We start from the raw sequence: 15,830 nt of genomic DNA on the forward strand, positions 1-15,830 counted from the left end.
CCGCGCTCAGTACGAGCCGGTGCTTTTTTTGTTGCCTAGAACCTCACTGCAAAACGTATTCATCTCAGCAGGAAGAGCTCTATAGCTTGGCTTCGCTGTCCGGGAACCGGTCATGTCAATCCTCTTACCAATGATAGTTTGTACCTCATATATAACCTACAAAATATTCGTTTTGCATATTGACCACGCTTTCAGGATGGGTTATAGTGAATTCGTGAGTCAGATAAGAGTTAAATGGGAGCGGGTATGGGGTAGAAACGAAATAGGAGGGTTCAATCGATATGCGGACAAAACGATTGGGAGTCACGGGGCTTGCCGTTTGCTTGCTGGCGGCTTCGCTAACAGCGTGCCAAGGAACGGGGACGGTGCCTGAAACCAAAGGAGAGCCGGCAGCGGAAGGCGGCAATCCGGCCAAGAAGGTCTCGGAAACGCCTGCGGAGCTGGTGTTCTACGTATGCGTCAACGGCTGGACAGAGCAGCAATTCATGGATACGTACGGGAATCAGATCAAGAAGAAATTCCCGAACTATACGCTCAAGTTCGTTCCTCAGAAGGATGCGCAAACGCTCCCCGCCGTCATCACATCCGGTCAGACGATCGATGTATTGATTAGCTCCATCGGACTGACTTCAAATTTTTTGCTGGCTTACTCCATGCAGGACGACATCAGCGATTTGATCAAGAAATACAATTACGATCTGTCCCGGCTGGAGCCGTCGACCATCGACATTCAGAAGCAGCTTGCCGGAGGCGGCATTTACGGGCTGCCGGCCAGCACCACGTCGGGGGCGCTTTTTTATAACAAAAGCCTGTTCGACAAGTTCGGAGTCCCTTACCCAAAGGACGGCATGACATGGGATGAAGTGTACGAGGTGGCCAAAACGATGACCCGCAGCGAGAACGGCCAGCAATATAAGGGAATGACGATGTCCGTACAGCATTTGATGCAGCTTAATCAGCTCTCCGCACCGCATATCGATCCCAAGACATCCAAAGCTGCTTTCACTTCGGACTCGTTCCGGCAGGCGTTTACGAACTTATCCCGTTTTTACAAAATTCCCGGCAACGGCCTCATCGACAACAAGTACAATCTGGTGAGCCAGCAGGAGCCTTTTTACAAGGATCAAAATGTCGCCATGTACGCTGCGCTTAGCACGACCGCAAGAACGTTCAAAGACGCGGTGAACTGGGATGTCGTTCAGCTGCCGACCTTCAAAGAGAAGCCTGGCGTCGGGCCGCAATCTTATCCTACGTATTTTTATTTGGCCAAGGGCAGCAAAAACAGAGATGCGGCGTTCCAGGTGCTGTCCTATGTAACGTCGGACGAATTCCAGGATTTCCTCGTCCGGGACGGCTATTCGTCGATATTGAAAAATCAAGGCGGAATTATGAAAAACTTCGCCACGAACGACAAGAGTATGGCCGGCAAAAATGTCAAATCGCTGCTGCCGGTCAAGTTCGCCGATCCGACGGAAAAAACGGAGTTTCAGGCTATCGCCGACAAAGAAATGCTCGCTGCGCTGGTCGATGTGGATAAAGGCAAGGACGAGAACACCGCGCTTCGCGAAGCCGAGGAAAGAGCGAACAAAGCGATTGAAACCGAGAAGAAAAAATAACCCATGGACGGACTGGAGAATAACCGTATGAAGTTTCAAGGAATACAGTTTCATAACGTAGTCGAATTGGAGCAAAAGGAGCGGATGCCCGGCTTGCGGCTTCACCGGTTTCCGAAGCAGGTGCGCCATGCGCTGACTGAAAACGGCAGGACCAAAGCGGTGCAGTCGAACGGCTGCGAGCTGCGGTTCGTCACTGATTCGAAGCATGTGCGGGTAACGATGTCCTCGATAGAAACGACGGGGAAGGTGCTTGTCTTCCGCGGCGATTTCTTTCACTCCGCGCATACGCTGCCTGCAGGAGTAATGACAACGCTGCAGCTGGAAACGCCGGAACGCTTCGCGGATGTGATTCCGGAAAGCCTCGATAACCGGGCGTTTTCGTCAAAAGTATGGCGCGTTTATTGCGAAAGGTTCAATGCGGTATTCTACGATGTCGACGCGTTCGGACATGAGGTGCGGCCCCCTTCCCCGGATGAAGTGCCGCAGCTGAAGCTGCTCGCTTACGGCTCATCCATTACGCAGGGCGCAGGTGCTCAGAGCCATTACAACGGCTATATCCAGCAAGCGGCCCGCCGTCTGCAGGTGGATGCTTTGAATTTGGGCTTAAGCGGTTCGTGCTTTTGCGAGCAGGAGGTTGCCGATCACATAGCGCAGCGCGATGATTGGGATCTCGCTTTCCTGGAGCTTGGAGTCAATATGCGCGGTAGCGTTCCTGTAGAGGAGTTCCAACGCAGAGTGCACTACATGCTGGATCAAATCATTGATCAGCATCCGCTCAAGCCGGTCTTTTTGACGACGATTTACCCGAACCGTGCGGGCTTTTTCAAAGATTCCGGCAGCATTCTGAGCGAAAACGAACGACGCTATAACGAAGTGCTCCGCAGCTATGCGGCGTCGAAGGGGCACCCCAGCCTCCGGCTGGTGGAGGGCAGCGAGATCATGACGGAATTCACCTCGTTAACGAGCGATTTGATCCATCCCTCCGATTTCGGACATATCATGATGGGCGAACGGCTCGCAGCTCAACTGCAGGAAACAGTAGAACAACTAAGGAATGACTAAACAAAAGGACCTAGAGGAGGCCATCATACTTATGATTACGACAAACTTGACAGGACGGATTGCATTGGTGACAGGGGGCAATGCAGGTATCGGATACGCGATTTCCAGCAAGCTGGCGCAGGCAGGTGCCAAAGTCGCGATCAACTACTTGAGCAAACGGGAAGCAGCAGAGCAAGCGGTGCAGGCGATTCGGGGCGAAGGCGGAGAAGCGGAATGCTTCCAGGCGGACGTGACGAGCGTCGAGCAAATTCAGTCATTAATCGGCCGTGTGGAGGGTGCGTTTGGCGGAACTGTTGATATTTTGATCAACAATGCCGGCCATATGATCAAGCGGATCCCGAATGCGGAAATGACGGAGGAAGGCTACGAGCAAATTATGAATGTCAATTTGAAAAGCACGGTGTTCATGTGCAAAGCCGTGCTTCCGGGGATGATCGCTAAGCAGCGCGGCAAAATCGTCAATATGGCGTCCTTGGCCGCCCATAACGGCGGAGGCCCGGGCGCATCGGTATATGCCGCCAGCAAAGCGGCTGTGATCGCCTATTCGAAAGGATTGGCGAAGGAAGCGGCGTCTCATGGCATCAACGTTAACGTGCTGTCGCCTGGCTTTATCGGTCAAACCGCGTTCCACTCGACCTTCACCTCGGAGGATGCGCGTAAGGCGACCGTGGCAGGCATTCCTCTCGGCCGTGAGGGCGTACCAGAAGATATCGCGAATACGGCGCTGTTCCTTGCTTCTTCGTTGTCCGATTACTTGACGGGAGAAACCATCGAGATTAACGGTGGGATGTTCATGCGATGAGAATATCGGAGAAGACGGGACGTTATCGTTGGGCGAAAGACGTGCTGCGGCAGCTTAAGGACGAGCTGGAGCCGATGATGGCTTCGCCGCTGGCTATTCCCTTAGTGCCGGGCGGCTGGTGGCATCAGTACGTATGTCCGGAGCATCATACGGAGCTGCTATTCGACCCGCAGGAGCGGGATGCGGACGAGTTTGTCTGTCCTTACGGCTGCCGGCTGCATGGCGAGCCGTATCGAGGGGCATGGCTGGTGATGAAGCACCAGTCTTATGCACGGTATGCGCTCCAAGCAGCAGCCGTGTTCGCCGGGACGGGCGATAACCGGTTCGCGGAGTGGAGCGCGAGCATCCTGCTGCGGTATGCGGAGCAGTTCCCGCAGTATCCGATTCATCCCGAGGCGGAAGGCTGGATGCTCAAGGGCCGCGCGTTCCATCAGGCGCTCACCGAAGCGATCTGGGCAACAACGCTGATCCGCACCTGCCAGCTGCTCCTGGATGAGGGGTATGCGTTTCATGATGGCCAGCCGAAGCTGGACACGTTCTTTTCCATGCTGGAGGAGAGCATGACGCAGGCACGGCATATTTTGGTGAAGGAGCAGAATAAGCCGGAAAGCAACTACACCGCTTGGCTGAATGCGGCTCTCGCAGGAATCTATGCCTTGAAGCGCGATAAGGACAAGCTTGCGGAGCTGGTTCATGGGGAAGCGGGCCTTGAGCACCATTTGACGATCGGCGTAAAAGCCGACCATATGGAATACGAGGGTGCCACCTATTACCATATTTTCGTTCTCCGGGCGTATTTTATCGTCGTCGAGATGGCCGCCAGACTTGGCATAGACCTTTACGGCATTCGCGGTGAGCAAGGGCAGTCGCTGGAAGGGATGCTCGATGTCATGGCATTGCTAGCCAACGAACAGGGCGAGCTCATTGCGCTCCATGACGGTCCGTACCAGCGGATTCCGTATGCGAGAGAAATCGCCGAGACGGTAGAAATCGGATTGAGCCGATTCGGCAAAGCGGATTATGTGCCGATGCTGAAGGAAGCTTACCGGCAAATGTACGGCAAGCCGGAGCGTGCGGGACTGGAGGCCATTTTGTATGGCCGGGAGGAGCTGGACGGCTACCTCGATTCGGACCCGGAGGCTGCACCTGCGGCTGCGGCTTTGAGAGGCTCGTCCGTCCTCTTGGAGCCTTCGGGCTTCGTTATCGGAAGACGGCCGGGCGGGGTGCTGTCGTTCTTCGCTGACTTCGGCCCGCACGGCGGCTCGCACGGCCATTATGACAAGCTGCATTTAACGTTGGCTGGGCGGGACGGCTGGTTGGCGCCGGAGCTGGGCATGGTTCCGTATGGCTCCGTAACCCGCAAGGACTGGTATGCCTGCACGGCGAGCCACAACACGATCGTTGTGAACCAAGCATCGCAGGCGGCTCATACGGGCGAGCTGGTCCGATTCGATGAAACGGGCGACGGGACGTATGCGTGGCTTCGTTCTCGCGGAGCATACGACGGATGTACGCTTGACAGGCATTTGCTGTTGACGGACGAGTGGCTGCTCGACTGGTATGAAGTGGAGCTGGAATCGGAAGCGGTAATCGATTGGTGGATGCACAGTCCTAAGCTGTCGGCCGTGTACAGAGGCGGTCAGTGGCGGTCCCATGTAGGATCGCTCTCTGATAAGGGAGCGTACAGCTATGTACGGACGGTTTCCGAGTGGCAGCCTCTGGAGGAAGACGGAAGCGGCAAAGTATGCCGTGTGGAAATGTCCGGGCCGGCTGGACAGGGCGTTGCCTTATCCGCACTGTCGGCGGATTCGTCGCAGCTTTTTCTTGCAACTACGCCAGGCACGGCGGATAAACCGGCGCGAACAATCGACGGATTGCTCCATCGCCAGCGGGGCACGAAGGCAGCCTTCGTGACGGTGTACAGCGACAGCAGCATGCCGGCGGATATCTGCTGGCTGTCCGCGGAAGGGGAGCATCCGGTCCCAGGTTCGTCTGGCGGCCAGGCGAAGTCCGCTGCCATATCGTTCCGGAACGGAATATGGCACGCGGTGCTGGATTCCGTTCAGGGCCTTCGGCTGGAACGGCAGTAAGCGGAGCGCGATGGAGGCATTGGTGAGCCCGGCGCGCGGACGGCGGGATGGGTTTGCCGCCGCGAGCTCGGGGAGTGGCTTTGTGCGGTGTGACGCCTCCGTAAGTCGGAAAAACCGACTTACAGACCGCTCCCGCGCGTGAAACCCTGCAGTAAGACGGAAAAACCGTCTTACCGCATGCCAAAGCCCGTCTCCACGCGATGTGACGCCTCCCTAAGTCGGATAAACCGACTTACAGCCCGCTCGCGTGCGTGAAACCCTGCTGTAAGACGGAAAAACCGTCTTACAGCACGCAAAAGCCCGTCTCCACGCGGTATGACGCCTCCGTAAGTCGGAAAAACCGACTTACAGCCCGCTCCCGCGCGTGAAACCCAGCTAAGACGGAAAAACCGTCTTACAGCTCGCCAAACCCCGTCTCCGCGCCTCCGTAAGTCTGAAACCGACTTACACCCCGCTCCCCCGCGCCCGCCCGCTTGACACGCACAAACTTTTCCAGTATAACTTATTTTAAACAATGGGTTATACAAGGAATATTGATGATTGGGAGAGTAATCCTGACGTGCAGTCGCAGCGAGCCGGGGATAGTGGAAGCCGGTACGGATGTCACGGATGAAACGGACCCAGGAAATGATTTGCCGAAAATTGCAGCAATTAGGCAAATCCGGTTGAGCACCGTTATAACGGCAAAGTGGTAAAACCGTACGGTTTTGCACATGGAGTGGTACCGCGGGAACTAACAGCTCTCGTCTCTAATTGGAGACGGGAGCTTTTTGCATTTCACAGACTAAGGAGGGAATTGTCATGATGTTGAATGAACTGATCGCCCAACAGCTGGAACACGGCTTGCAGGAGCTGCTCAATGCCTCCGAAACGGCACGGCCCGAGGGGCTCCGAATCGTCATCGAGCATCCGGCGAACAAGGAGCACGGCGATTACAGCACGAATATGGCCATGCTGCTGGCCAAGCCGCTTAAGAGGGCGCCTGCCGCCATTGCTCAAGAGCTGATATCAAAGCTGCAGCAGCAGCCGGCCATCCGTTCTCTGATTAGTCGCATGGAAGTGGCGGGACCGGGATTTATCAATCTGTATGTCGATTGGAGCCGGTGGGCCAAGCAAGCTGACGAGCTGGAGCTGCATGTCGGCTCATCGTCCGATAAGGTGGTTATTGAACATACGTCCATCAATCCCAATAAATCGGCGCACATCGGACATCTAAGAAATTCTTGTATCGGAGATACGTTGGCGCGGCTGATGCGAAGGACCGGCTACCAGGTCGAAGTGCATAATTACATCGACGATTTGGGCAATCAGCTTGCGGATACGGTAGTGGGTATACATCGTACAACGATAGAAGGAGATTTTCCTCGTTTCGGTGACTTTTGCTGGGATGTGTATGCCGAAGTCAACAAAGCGTACAAGGAACAGCCGGATTTACAATTGGAGCGTACCCGCGTGCTGCATGAGCTGGAAAAAGGCGGCTCGAGCATAGCCTGGACAGGACTGCTCGTGGCGGAGCGAATCGTTAAAGAGCATGTGGAGGAAATGAAGCAGTTCGGTATTGGGTACGACGTGCTCGTGTGGGAAAGTAATATAGTCAGAGAGGGCTTCTGGTCGAGCGCCTTTGCGCTGCTTAAAGAGACGCCGGTTTTCGTTCAGGAGACCGAAGGGAAGCTGGAAGGCTGTTGGGTACTTAAACAGGAGGAGCATCATGGTGAGGCTGCGGAGTTTCATGCCGAGAAAGTGCTTGTGAGATCCAACGGCATTCTGACCTACACCGCCAAAGATATCGCATACCACTTATGGAAATTCGGGCTGCTCGACAAAGATTTCCGCTACCAAAAGTTCGCCGAAGGCCTTTATACAACGGATCCCAAGGGCCGCAAAAAGAACCTCGGCCGAGCCGACACGGTCATTAACGTGATTGACCATAGGCAGGAATATCCGCAAGCGATGGTCAAGCAAGCTTTGCTGGCACTGGGCTATGACAAGCAGGCGGAGCGGCTGAAGCATGTCAGCTACGGGGTTGTTTCCTTAAGCCGCGATACGGCGGACAGTCTCGGCGTCGATGTCAGCGATGGAAAACATTCTTACCCGATGTCGGGAAGGCAAGGAATCGGTGTTAAGATCGCAGATTTTCTCGCTCATATGGAGCAGGTCATCGATTCGAAGCGGTCTCGGAAGGCGGGATTATCGAGCCGCGCGATAGCTGCGGCCGCAGTGCGATACTATTTGCTCCGGTTTCACCTGCAGACCGAGGTGGTCTTCGATCTGGCCCAGGCAACCGAAATTTCCGGGAATACAGGAGTGTATTTGTTATATTCGTACGCAAGAGCGTGCAGCATATTAGCCAAAATGAAAGAAGATACCGCAAGCCGGAATAATGATGAACGGGAAGGCTTCGCCGGCTTGAACGAGCAAGAATCCGCCCTGCTAAGGCAGCTTGCTTATTGGCCGGAAACGCTGGATGTAGCGGCAAAGGAGCTCGCGCCGAATATGATATGCTCCTATGCGCATGAGCTGGCTACGCTGTTCAATCATTTTTATGCGACATGCCCGATTTGGAAGGCGGATAGCGCAAAGAGGGATTCCAGGCTCTGGATCACGAGCCGCTTCAAGGATACGCTGCAGGATGCTTTGCAAATATTGGGCTTGCCTGCGCCGCGGACCATGTAATAGACTTGGATTTCGGATGCAGGCCGGATTCGGCTAAGGATCGGCTTATTCGCCTGCTTCTAGCACAATGGACAACTTTTGGCTGAAACATTGGCTAACTGTCCATCGTAGAGTATAGTGATACTTATATAACAGACAAGGAGGTGAATCCATTGATCGAAATCCAGGATGTCGTCGTGCACGAGCTGCTCCCCTATTTATTTTCTATCGGTATCATCTGCTCGCTCGGCTATGTTTATGCGGCCTTTGTACACAGAGGATTAACGGAAAGCCGGTTCCGGCATAACGCGGTATGGATCGTGCACGTTCCGTTACCCAAGCAGGCGCTTGGCAGAAGAACGATGCATCATTGGCTGGCAAGGAAAGTGAAGCGCAAAGAAGCGCCGGAGGGTGATTCGGACGACTACGCTTCCTCGTTTGGACATATTCAGCTAACCAAACGAGGAGGATTACAATGGAAAAGAACAATGGATTCACCCGATTTACCAAATACGGCTTTTTTGCAGCGATTGCCGCGCTGATTATTTTAACCGGATGCGGTGCAACAGGCCCGAGCGCCACTATCGACGCCAATACGCCAGGCTTCTTTAATCACTATATCGTCTATCCCTTTTCGTATTTGATACAGCACATCGCTTCTTTCTTCGATGGAAGCTATGGGCTTGCCTTGATCATATTGACGCTGATTGTGAGAATTGCCTTATTCCCTCTTATGATGAGACAATACCGCAGCCAGCATATGATGAAGCAAAAGATGAATGCCCTTCAGCCGGAATTGAAGGAGCTTCAGGAGAAATACAAGGGTCAGGATTCGGCCGAAGCCAAAGCCAAAATGCAGCAGGAAACGCTCCAGCTGTATCAAAAGCATCAGGTCAATCCGCTAGCGGTCGGATGTCTGCCAGCACTCATTCAGCTGCCGATCCTGTCGGGAGTATACTATGCGATCAAAATGACGCCGGAGCTCGCGGACCATTCATTTCTGTGGTTTCAGCTCGGCTCGCCGGACTTCATCCTGCCATTCGTTGCGGCTGCAGTCTATTATGTGCAGTTTCGCGTCTCACTTATCGGTACGGATCCGGCACAGCAAGGTCAGATGAAGATCTTCGGCTATCTTTCCCCGATTATGATGGGGATCTTCTCCTTCAGCGCCCCGGCCGCTTTGCCGTTGTACTGGGCTGTCGGCGGAATCTTCGTTCTGCTGCAAACGCTGCTTGCCAAACGGCTTTATTCCGTACAGGAACAGCCTCTGACGCCGGAAAATCAGAACGGCTGATCCTAAAACGTATTGCAATGAAACAAAGGACGGTCCATATTATAGAGGCCGTCCTTTTTACCGTATCGCAAGTCGTCAGTCAGGAGGTGATGAAAGCCCCTCCGTTGACATGAATCGTTTCGCCCGTTACAAAACGGGAATCGTCGCTAGCCAAGTACACATAAGCCGGCGCGAGCTCGAACGGCTGGCCTGCCCGTTTCATGGCCGTGTCGGAGCCGAACCGGGAAACCTCCTCTGCCGTATAGCTGGAGACGATAAGAGGCGTCCAGATCGGGCCGGGTGCCACTGCGTTGACACGGATCTGTTGATCAACCAGAGACATCGACAGAGAGCGGGTGAACGTTACGATGGCTCCTTTTGTCGAGGAATAGTCGATAAGCTCTTTACTTCCCTGATAAGCCGTAATGGAAGCCGTATTGATGATGGAGCTGCCTGCTTTGAGGTGGGGAAGGGCGGCCTGCGTCATGAAGAAGAAGGAAAAAATATTCGTTTGAAACGTATGAAGAAGCTGCTCCTCGGAAATATTCAAAATGCTTTGCTGGGGATACTGTACCCCTATATTGTTGACCAGCACATCCAGTTTGCCGAAAGCTTGCAGAGTCTGTGCAACGACCTGGGCGCTTTGCGACTTGTGGCGCAAATCGGTCTTGATGGCGAGGCACCGCCGGCCCAGCTGTTCGATTCGCTGCTTCGTTTCGTCCGCATCGGGAACCTCATATAAATAGACGATTACGACGTCGGCGCCTTCTTTTGCAAATGCAATGGATGTCGCGCGCCCGATCCCGCTGTCTCCTCCGGTAACGATAGCGACTTTGTTCGCCAGCTTGCCGCTTCCTTTATACTCAGGATTTTCAAACAAAGGGCGCGGATTCATCAGATATTCTAAGCCGGGCTGTTGATTTTGGTGCTGCGGCGGAAACGTTATGGGTTGTTCTTCGCACACCATTTCTTTACTGTAATAGGGATATCCAGGATACGGATTCATAGCGTCCTCCCGTATAATAGGTCATTATCACGGGATAGTGTATGCGCGATTACAGCATGGGGTGCACAAGATGCCTTCTGTTACAGCTCGATCCAAAACCGTTTGACGACATTTCCGTCCTCTTCTACAAAGTCGGTATCGGGTATGCCGCCGTTTCTTAAAATGGTCCGCGCGGACGAAATATTGTCTTCATCGCACACGACCAACGCTTTTGCAACGCCAAAACGCCTTAGTTGATCAAGAGCAAGGGCCAGCAGCTCGGTTGCATAGCCTTTTCGCCGCGCGGACGGCCGGATGCCGTACCCGATATGGCCGCCGCTTTGCAGCAGCTTCTCCGTCAGCTTGTGCCGTATATTCACGACCCCAATGACAGTACGATCTTCGTCAACAAGCCAGTAGGTTGAATCGGGTACCCGTCCCTCGGGTAAGCGTTCGCCCCTCTCACTATCCAGAAGATTGCGCACCATCGCTGCAAAATCACCTGGATCCGCCCGGATTACATACGGAATCATCGTCTCGCCGCTGTCCTGCCACTCCCGGTAAAACGACTTGTACTCCTTTTCCAGCTCCACTGCAGGTCGTACTAACGATACTTTCTTGTTCATACAAATCCCTCCGGAATGTTGGATATACTGCAATCCGGTTCCCAGTATTATACAGCAATCAGGCCAACGCACAAGAGGTTATTTTCGCCGCTTATCTTATGATTGTGCAAATAAGCATCAACTTTGGACATTCCTATGAGCAGCTTGCTGGCTTATAATTACGTTGAAAACGTTTTAATAGGAGGGGCAGCGATGATTCCAAAGTTTAACGATGCAAGAGACGTTTTTTTCGAACGGCGGTTCGGCATGTTCGTTCATTGGGGATTGTATGCGATTCCAGGCTGGCATGAGCAGCTTTTGTGGCGGGGATCGGTGAAGCGAAAAGAGTACGAGCAGCTGATACATCAGTTTAACCCGATCGACTTCGACCCCGACGCGTGGCTTGATCTGGCCGAAGAAGCAGGCATGCAATATATTTGCTTTACGACCAAGCATCATGACGGCTTTTGCATGTGGGATACGTCGCACACGGACTACAATGTTATGAATACGCCGTACGGCAAAGATATTTTGGGGATGCTGGCGGAAGCTTGTCATCGGAGAAATTTCCCTCTCAGCTTGTATTACTCCTGCCCGGATTGGCATCACCCGAATTATCCTAATCAGGGCCGTCATCATGAAATGTTCGGGCCAAGACCCGGCGACGATCCGGATATCGACAAATATTACATGTTCGTTAGGAATCAGCTGGAAGAGCTGCTCACGAAATACGGCAAAATATATCAGCTGTTCTGGGACGTGAATGTGGCGGAGCATTACGATCCAAGCATCAACGAGTGGATTCGTTCCGTCCAGCCCGGTATCTTGATCAACGACCGCGGACCAGGTAAAGGGGATTACAATACGCCGGAGCGCCATGTGCCCGAAGGGGGAGCCTTCAGCAAGCCGACGGAGGCGTGCCAGTCTTTGGGGCGTGAAAGCTGGGGTTACCGGGAGGATGAGGATTACTACAGCAACAAATTTATTATGCAGAGCATCGATAAAATTTTGGCAATGGGCGGCAATTACTTGCTGAACGTCGGCCCGAAGCCGGACGGTACGATTGCGGAGGAAAATGTGACGGCCCTGCGCACAATCGGAGCATGGTACAAGTCGGTGAAGGAAGCCTTCGAAGACACGGTGCCTGCATCCGATATGGCCGGCAAAGATGAAATTGTCATGGCGGGCTCTCAGCATAGAGTCGAACGGGATCATGTTCTTCTTACGCGCAAAGGTAACGACCTGTACGTGCATTTGTACCGCGATACGCAGAGTAATGCAGTAGTGTTAAAGCCGCTAAATGTCGCTCCCCGCAGAGCCGTGCTGCTGAATAACGGTCAGGAGCTCCCGTTCAGCGTCGATTTGCTCCCGTGGTATTGGAGAGAGCGGCCGTATCTCCGCATCCGGAATTTGCCTGTGAACGAGCTGACAGATACGGTTATGGTAATCAAGCTGGAATTTGACGACAACGTTGCTGAATAGGCATCTGTCGGAACTAGAAACCGTTAATGAAGGAGTTATATTAGATGAGCCAATTGACATTGTCCGGTCCGGTACTGAACGCAAAGCTGGATCATCCGCTGCTGTGTACGGAAATAGGAGAGCCTGCTGCGCTGCCGATAGGGGAACGATACCCTGCGCTGCATATTGAACCTCTTTATGATGGAACGATTTCGGCAGTACTCATAGCGGAGAAGGAACGCCAGGTTGTGGCTGCCGGGGCAGCTGCGGCGGCAGGAACTCCGGTCGTTTTGCAGCCTGAAGGCAATCTGGAAACGATGGGTACATACCGTTATGACATCACGTTTACGGCCGAATCTCTTTCCACGGTTTTTTTAACGGTATATTTTACAGCTGCCCCGCAGGAAATGATGTCACAATTGCAGCCGGTATTTCTCGGGAAGGAAGGCAAGCTTGTATACGTTCCCGACTGTTTCGGGAATACAATCCCCGATTTCTCGGGTGCCGGCTATAGGGGCGGTGGAGTACGCCTTCCGGAAGTTCCGGTACAAGTCGAATTGGAAGCGCCGGAAGGGGATGCTGGCGCTTTGATTCAAGCGGCTATCGACAAAGTGGCTGCAATGCCTGCGGATGGGCAAGGATTTCGCGGTACCGTGCTGCTGAAGAAAGGAGTTTACCGGATTGAAGGGAGTATCTCCATCCGTACCGGTGGCATTGTGCTTCGCGGCGAAGGAACGGATGAGTCGGGAACCGTACTGTTAGGTACGGGCGATACGAGACGGACGCTCGTCATCATTGAAGGCGAATCCGGAGCCGTACCGGTCGACAATACCGAAACGGACATCGCCGATCTGTATGTGCCGGTTGGTGCGAGAAGCTTCCGGGTGAATTCGGCGTACCGTTTTCAGGTCGGGGATTCCGTGTTAATCAAAAGACGCGGGAACGAAGCGTTCATACAAGAGATCGGTATGGACCGGATCCTCCAGCGGCCGACCGATCCGAACAGCACGAAGCAATGGCAGCCCTTCGATCTGCTGTTCGATAGGGTGATAACAGAAATCGATGGCAACCGGATTACGGTTGACGCTCCGATTACTTGTCCGATCGAGAGCCGATGGGACGGCGGTACGATAGCGCTTTATACGGATGACGGCCGGATCCAGAACGTCGGCGTCGAAAATCTACGCGGCCGTTCGGAATTCGATCCGACGGTTACGGTGGAGGAAGAAGGCACGATTCATTATGTAGATGAGAATCATGCCGGTAATTTCATCACCTTCCACAATGTGAAGAACGGCTGGGTTCGCGATTTTACAGCGGCGAATTTCGGATTCGATGTCGCCACGGTGAAGTCGGGCTCCAAATGGATCACGATCCAGGACGGTGCCAACGAGAGCATGGTCAGCGTAGTCACCGGCGGCCGGCGCTCCCCGTTCAGCGCGAACGGCCAGTGCTGCTTGTTCCAGCGGCTGACATCGCGGGAGGATCGCCATGCTTTTGTACTAGGCGCCAGAGTTTGCGGCCCGAATGTGTTTCTGCATTGCTCCACAAGCGAATGGTATAACACGATTGAGCCGCATCAGCGCTGGTCGGTCGGCGGGCTATTCGATAATGTCGGAGGCTCCATCGCCATTCAGGATAGGCAATATTACGGAAGCGGCCACGGCTGGTCCGGCGCGTTCTATGCTGCCTGGAACACCAGCGGGGAGCTGGTGGTGCAGAAGCCGCCTACCGCGCAAAATTGGTCATTCGGCCATGTAGGCGCCAAAGGCAAAGAAGCATTTCCTCCGCGCGAGCAAGGTGCCTGGATTTCGCTTGGACAGCATGTCGAGCCGCAGAGCTTATATTTGCAGCAGCTGAAAGAAAGACTCGGCGAAGCTGCCGTGGAGCATATCCGCTAGTCCGGTATTACTTGCATAATCCGTTTGCTGTAGGATGCCATGACCCCTGTTATTAGCCGTGCAATGCGGCTTGACGCTTGAAGTGATCTTCCACTACGAGGCACGCCATCGCTTCGATTACCGGAACGATACGAGGGCAAATGCAGGGGTCGTGCCGTCCTTCGGTGCGGATTGTTTGCTCTTCTCCGGTTACGCGAATCGTTTGCTGCGGTATGGAGATAGAGGAGGTCGGCTTCACCGCAACCCGGAATACAATTTCGTTCCCTGTACTGATCCCCCCTAATATTCCTCCCGAGTGGTTGGTCAGAAACCCCGAAGCATCCATCTGATCATTATGCTCGCTGCCCAGCATGCCCGCTGCGGCGAATCCTGTCCCGAATTCAATCCCTTTTACGGCGCCGATGGACAGCATTCCCTTCGCAAGATCAGCGTCAAGCTTATCGAATACAGGCTCGCCCAAGCCGGGAACGACCCCTCGGATTCTGCATTCGACAATCCCTCCACAGCTATCGCCTATAGCCGCCAGCGATTCAATTTTTTCAATCATCAAGGCAGCGGCTTCCGGATCGCAGGCGCGTACCGCATTGCGCTCGATCTCGTCTTCCACGTATTGTTTGCACTTAATTCCGCCTATTTCTTTGGTATAGGCCACAACACTGACGCCTCTTCGCTCCAACAGCTTGCGGGCTACCGCTCCGGCAGCTACTCTCGATGCAGTCTCTCTTCCGGAAGCTCTTCCGCTGCCCCGATGGTCGCGGATGCCGTATTTTTGCAAATAGGTATAATCGGCATGGCCTGGACGAAAGGAATGCTGGATGTCGTTGTAGGCTTCCGGCCGCATGTCTTGATTGTACAAGATGATAAAAAGCGGCGTTCCCGTCGTCTTCCCTTCGAACATGCCGGATAAAATATGCACCTTGTCATATTCCTTGCGCGGTGTCGTAACGGAGGATTGACCTGGTTTTCTCCGATCCATCTGGATTTGAATGTATGCCTCGTCCAGCTCGACCCCAGGCGTTACGCCGTCGATGACGACCCCGACCGCTTCTCCGTGGGATTCTCCGAATGTCGTTATTTTGAATCGTTCTCCGAAGCTGCTTCCTGCCATAATAAAGTTCCTCCTAAATCGAGATGTTGTACGGTTATTATAGTGCCCGTAATGATATAGATGAAATATCATTTTCATTACATAGACATAGATTGAATCTATGCCAAAACATTCTCCAAAGCTTACATCGGAGAAACCGGTGGAACCAATAACAAGTTCACCTCATAACTAATGTTAGGATAATTAACATTTTTAAAGGATTCGATTTAGACCAATTCATACTATTAACCTTCGAATTGATCGGAAACCGCTTTATTGACGAACATTCATATTAA

12 protein-coding genes and 1 other annotated feature are annotated in these 15,830 nt (G+C 53.5%); of the genes, 9 read left to right on the top strand and 3 right to left on the bottom strand.

Going from position 1 to position 15,830, the window contains the following annotated elements:
* Positions 1-281: 281 nt before the first annotated feature.
* The 7 genes from ACFQ88_RS12230 (at position 282) to yidC (ending at position 9,516) form a co-directional block, all read left to right on the top strand.
* Positions 282-1,616: an ABC transporter substrate-binding protein gene (locus ACFQ88_RS12230; RefSeq protein WP_379454321.1), complete on the top strand. Its 1,335-nt coding sequence runs from the start codon at positions 282-284 to the stop codon at positions 1,614-1,616.
* 27 nt (positions 1,617-1,643) lie between these two features.
* Positions 1,644-2,678: a GDSL-type esterase/lipase family protein gene (locus tag ACFQ88_RS12235; protein WP_379454322.1), complete on the top strand. Its 1,035-nt coding sequence runs from the start codon at positions 1,644-1,646 to the stop codon at positions 2,676-2,678.
* Positions 2,679-2,712: 34 nt separating this feature from the next.
* Positions 2,713-3,480 (top strand): SDR family NAD(P)-dependent oxidoreductase, encoded by a 768-nt coding sequence (locus tag ACFQ88_RS12240; protein ID WP_379454375.1) that lies wholly within the window; start codon positions 2,713-2,715, stop codon positions 3,478-3,480.
* Complete coding sequence (locus ACFQ88_RS12245; RefSeq protein ID WP_379454323.1) at positions 3,477-5,570, top strand: heparinase II/III domain-containing protein; 2,094 nt, start codon at positions 3,477-3,479, stop codon at positions 5,568-5,570. Before ACFQ88_RS12240 ends, ACFQ88_RS12245 begins: the two co-directional genes overlap by 4 nt.
* Before the next feature lie 527 nt (positions 5,571-6,097).
* Positions 6,098-6,324 (top strand) — a binding site (T-box leader).
* Positions 6,325-6,374: 50 nt separating this feature from the next.
* The gene (locus tag ACFQ88_RS12250; RefSeq protein ID WP_379454376.1) at positions 6,375-8,243 is read left to right on the top strand and encodes an arginine--tRNA ligase; all 1,869 of its coding nucleotides are present in this window, start codon (positions 6,375-6,377) and stop codon (positions 8,241-8,243) included.
* Positions 8,244-8,395: 152 nt separating this feature from the next.
* The gene (locus ACFQ88_RS12255; protein ID WP_239633821.1) at positions 8,396-8,764 is read left to right on the top strand and encodes a hypothetical protein; all 369 of its coding nucleotides are present in this window, start codon (positions 8,396-8,398) and stop codon (positions 8,762-8,764) included.
* Positions 8,698-9,516, top strand: coding sequence for a membrane protein insertase YidC (gene yidC, locus ACFQ88_RS12260; protein ID WP_239633822.1), 819 nt, complete (start codon positions 8,698-8,700; stop codon positions 9,514-9,516). Before ACFQ88_RS12255 ends, yidC begins: the two co-directional genes overlap by 67 nt.
* 79 nt (positions 9,517-9,595) lie before the next feature.
* Here the strand turns inward: yidC and ACFQ88_RS12265 are convergent, their stop codons facing one another.
* Both ACFQ88_RS12265 and ACFQ88_RS12270 read right to left on the bottom strand, forming a co-directional pair.
* A complete protein-coding gene (locus tag ACFQ88_RS12265; RefSeq protein ID WP_379454324.1) occupies positions 9,596-10,501 on the bottom strand; it encodes an SDR family oxidoreductase in 906 nt (301 codons plus the stop codon).
* A gap of 80 nt (positions 10,502-10,581) precedes the next feature.
* Complete coding sequence (locus tag ACFQ88_RS12270) at positions 10,582-11,106, bottom strand: GNAT family N-acetyltransferase (protein ID WP_379454325.1); 525 nt, start codon at positions 11,104-11,106, stop codon at positions 10,582-10,584.
* A gap of 192 nt (positions 11,107-11,298) precedes the next feature.
* Here ACFQ88_RS12270 and ACFQ88_RS12275 point away from each other — a divergent pair, with 192 nt between their 5' ends.
* The gene (locus ACFQ88_RS12275; RefSeq protein WP_239633825.1) at positions 11,299-12,567 is read left to right on the top strand and encodes an alpha-L-fucosidase; all 1,269 of its coding nucleotides are present in this window, start codon (positions 11,299-11,301) and stop codon (positions 12,565-12,567) included.
* Between the two features lie 44 nt (positions 12,568-12,611).
* A complete protein-coding gene (locus ACFQ88_RS12280) occupies positions 12,612-14,447 on the top strand; it encodes a hypothetical protein (RefSeq protein ID WP_379454326.1) in 1,836 nt (611 codons plus the stop codon).
* Positions 14,448-14,499: 52 nt separating this feature from the next.
* Here the strand turns inward: ACFQ88_RS12280 and aroC are convergent, their stop codons facing one another.
* Positions 14,500-15,555: a chorismate synthase gene (aroC, locus tag ACFQ88_RS12285; protein ID WP_239633827.1), complete on the bottom strand. Its 1,056-nt coding sequence runs from the start codon at positions 15,553-15,555 to the stop codon at positions 14,500-14,502.
* Between the last annotated feature and the right edge of the window lie 275 nt (positions 15,556-15,830).

The organism is Paenibacillus sp. NPDC056579 (assembly GCF_042793215.1).
Lineage (GTDB): Bacteria > Bacillota > Bacilli > Paenibacillales > NBRC-103111 > Paenibacillus_S.

What these genes read in the sequence shown, in the direction of transcription:
- ACFQ88_RS12270 (WP_379454325.1), bottom strand. Translation starts at nt 11,106, where the DNA reads ATGAACAAGAAAGTATCGTTAGTACGACCTGCAGTGGAGCTGGAAAAG.
- ACFQ88_RS12245 (WP_379454323.1), top strand. Translation starts at nt 3,477, where the DNA reads ATGAGAATATCGGAGAAGACGGGACGTTATCGTTGGGCGAAAGACGTG.
- ACFQ88_RS12265 (WP_379454324.1), bottom strand. Translation starts at nt 10,501, where the DNA reads ATGAATCCGTATCCTGGATATCCCTATTACAGTAAAGAAATGGTGTGC.
- ACFQ88_RS12250 (WP_379454376.1), top strand. Translation starts at nt 6,375, where the DNA reads ATGTTGAATGAACTGATCGCCCAACAGCTGGAACACGGCTTGCAGGAG.
- ACFQ88_RS12230 (WP_379454321.1), top strand. Translation starts at nt 282, where the DNA reads ATGCGGACAAAACGATTGGGAGTCACGGGGCTTGCCGTTTGCTTGCTG.
- ACFQ88_RS12280 (WP_379454326.1), top strand. Translation starts at nt 12,612, where the DNA reads ATGAGCCAATTGACATTGTCCGGTCCGGTACTGAACGCAAAGCTGGAT.
- ACFQ88_RS12275 (WP_239633825.1), top strand. Translation starts at nt 11,299, where the DNA reads ATGATTCCAAAGTTTAACGATGCAAGAGACGTTTTTTTCGAACGGCGG.
- yidC (WP_239633822.1), top strand. Translation starts at nt 8,698, where the DNA reads ATGGAAAAGAACAATGGATTCACCCGATTTACCAAATACGGCTTTTTT.
- aroC (WP_239633827.1), bottom strand. Translation starts at nt 15,555, where the DNA reads ATGGCAGGAAGCAGCTTCGGAGAACGATTCAAAATAACGACATTCGGA.
- ACFQ88_RS12235 (WP_379454322.1), top strand. Translation starts at nt 1,644, where the DNA reads ATGAAGTTTCAAGGAATACAGTTTCATAACGTAGTCGAATTGGAGCAA.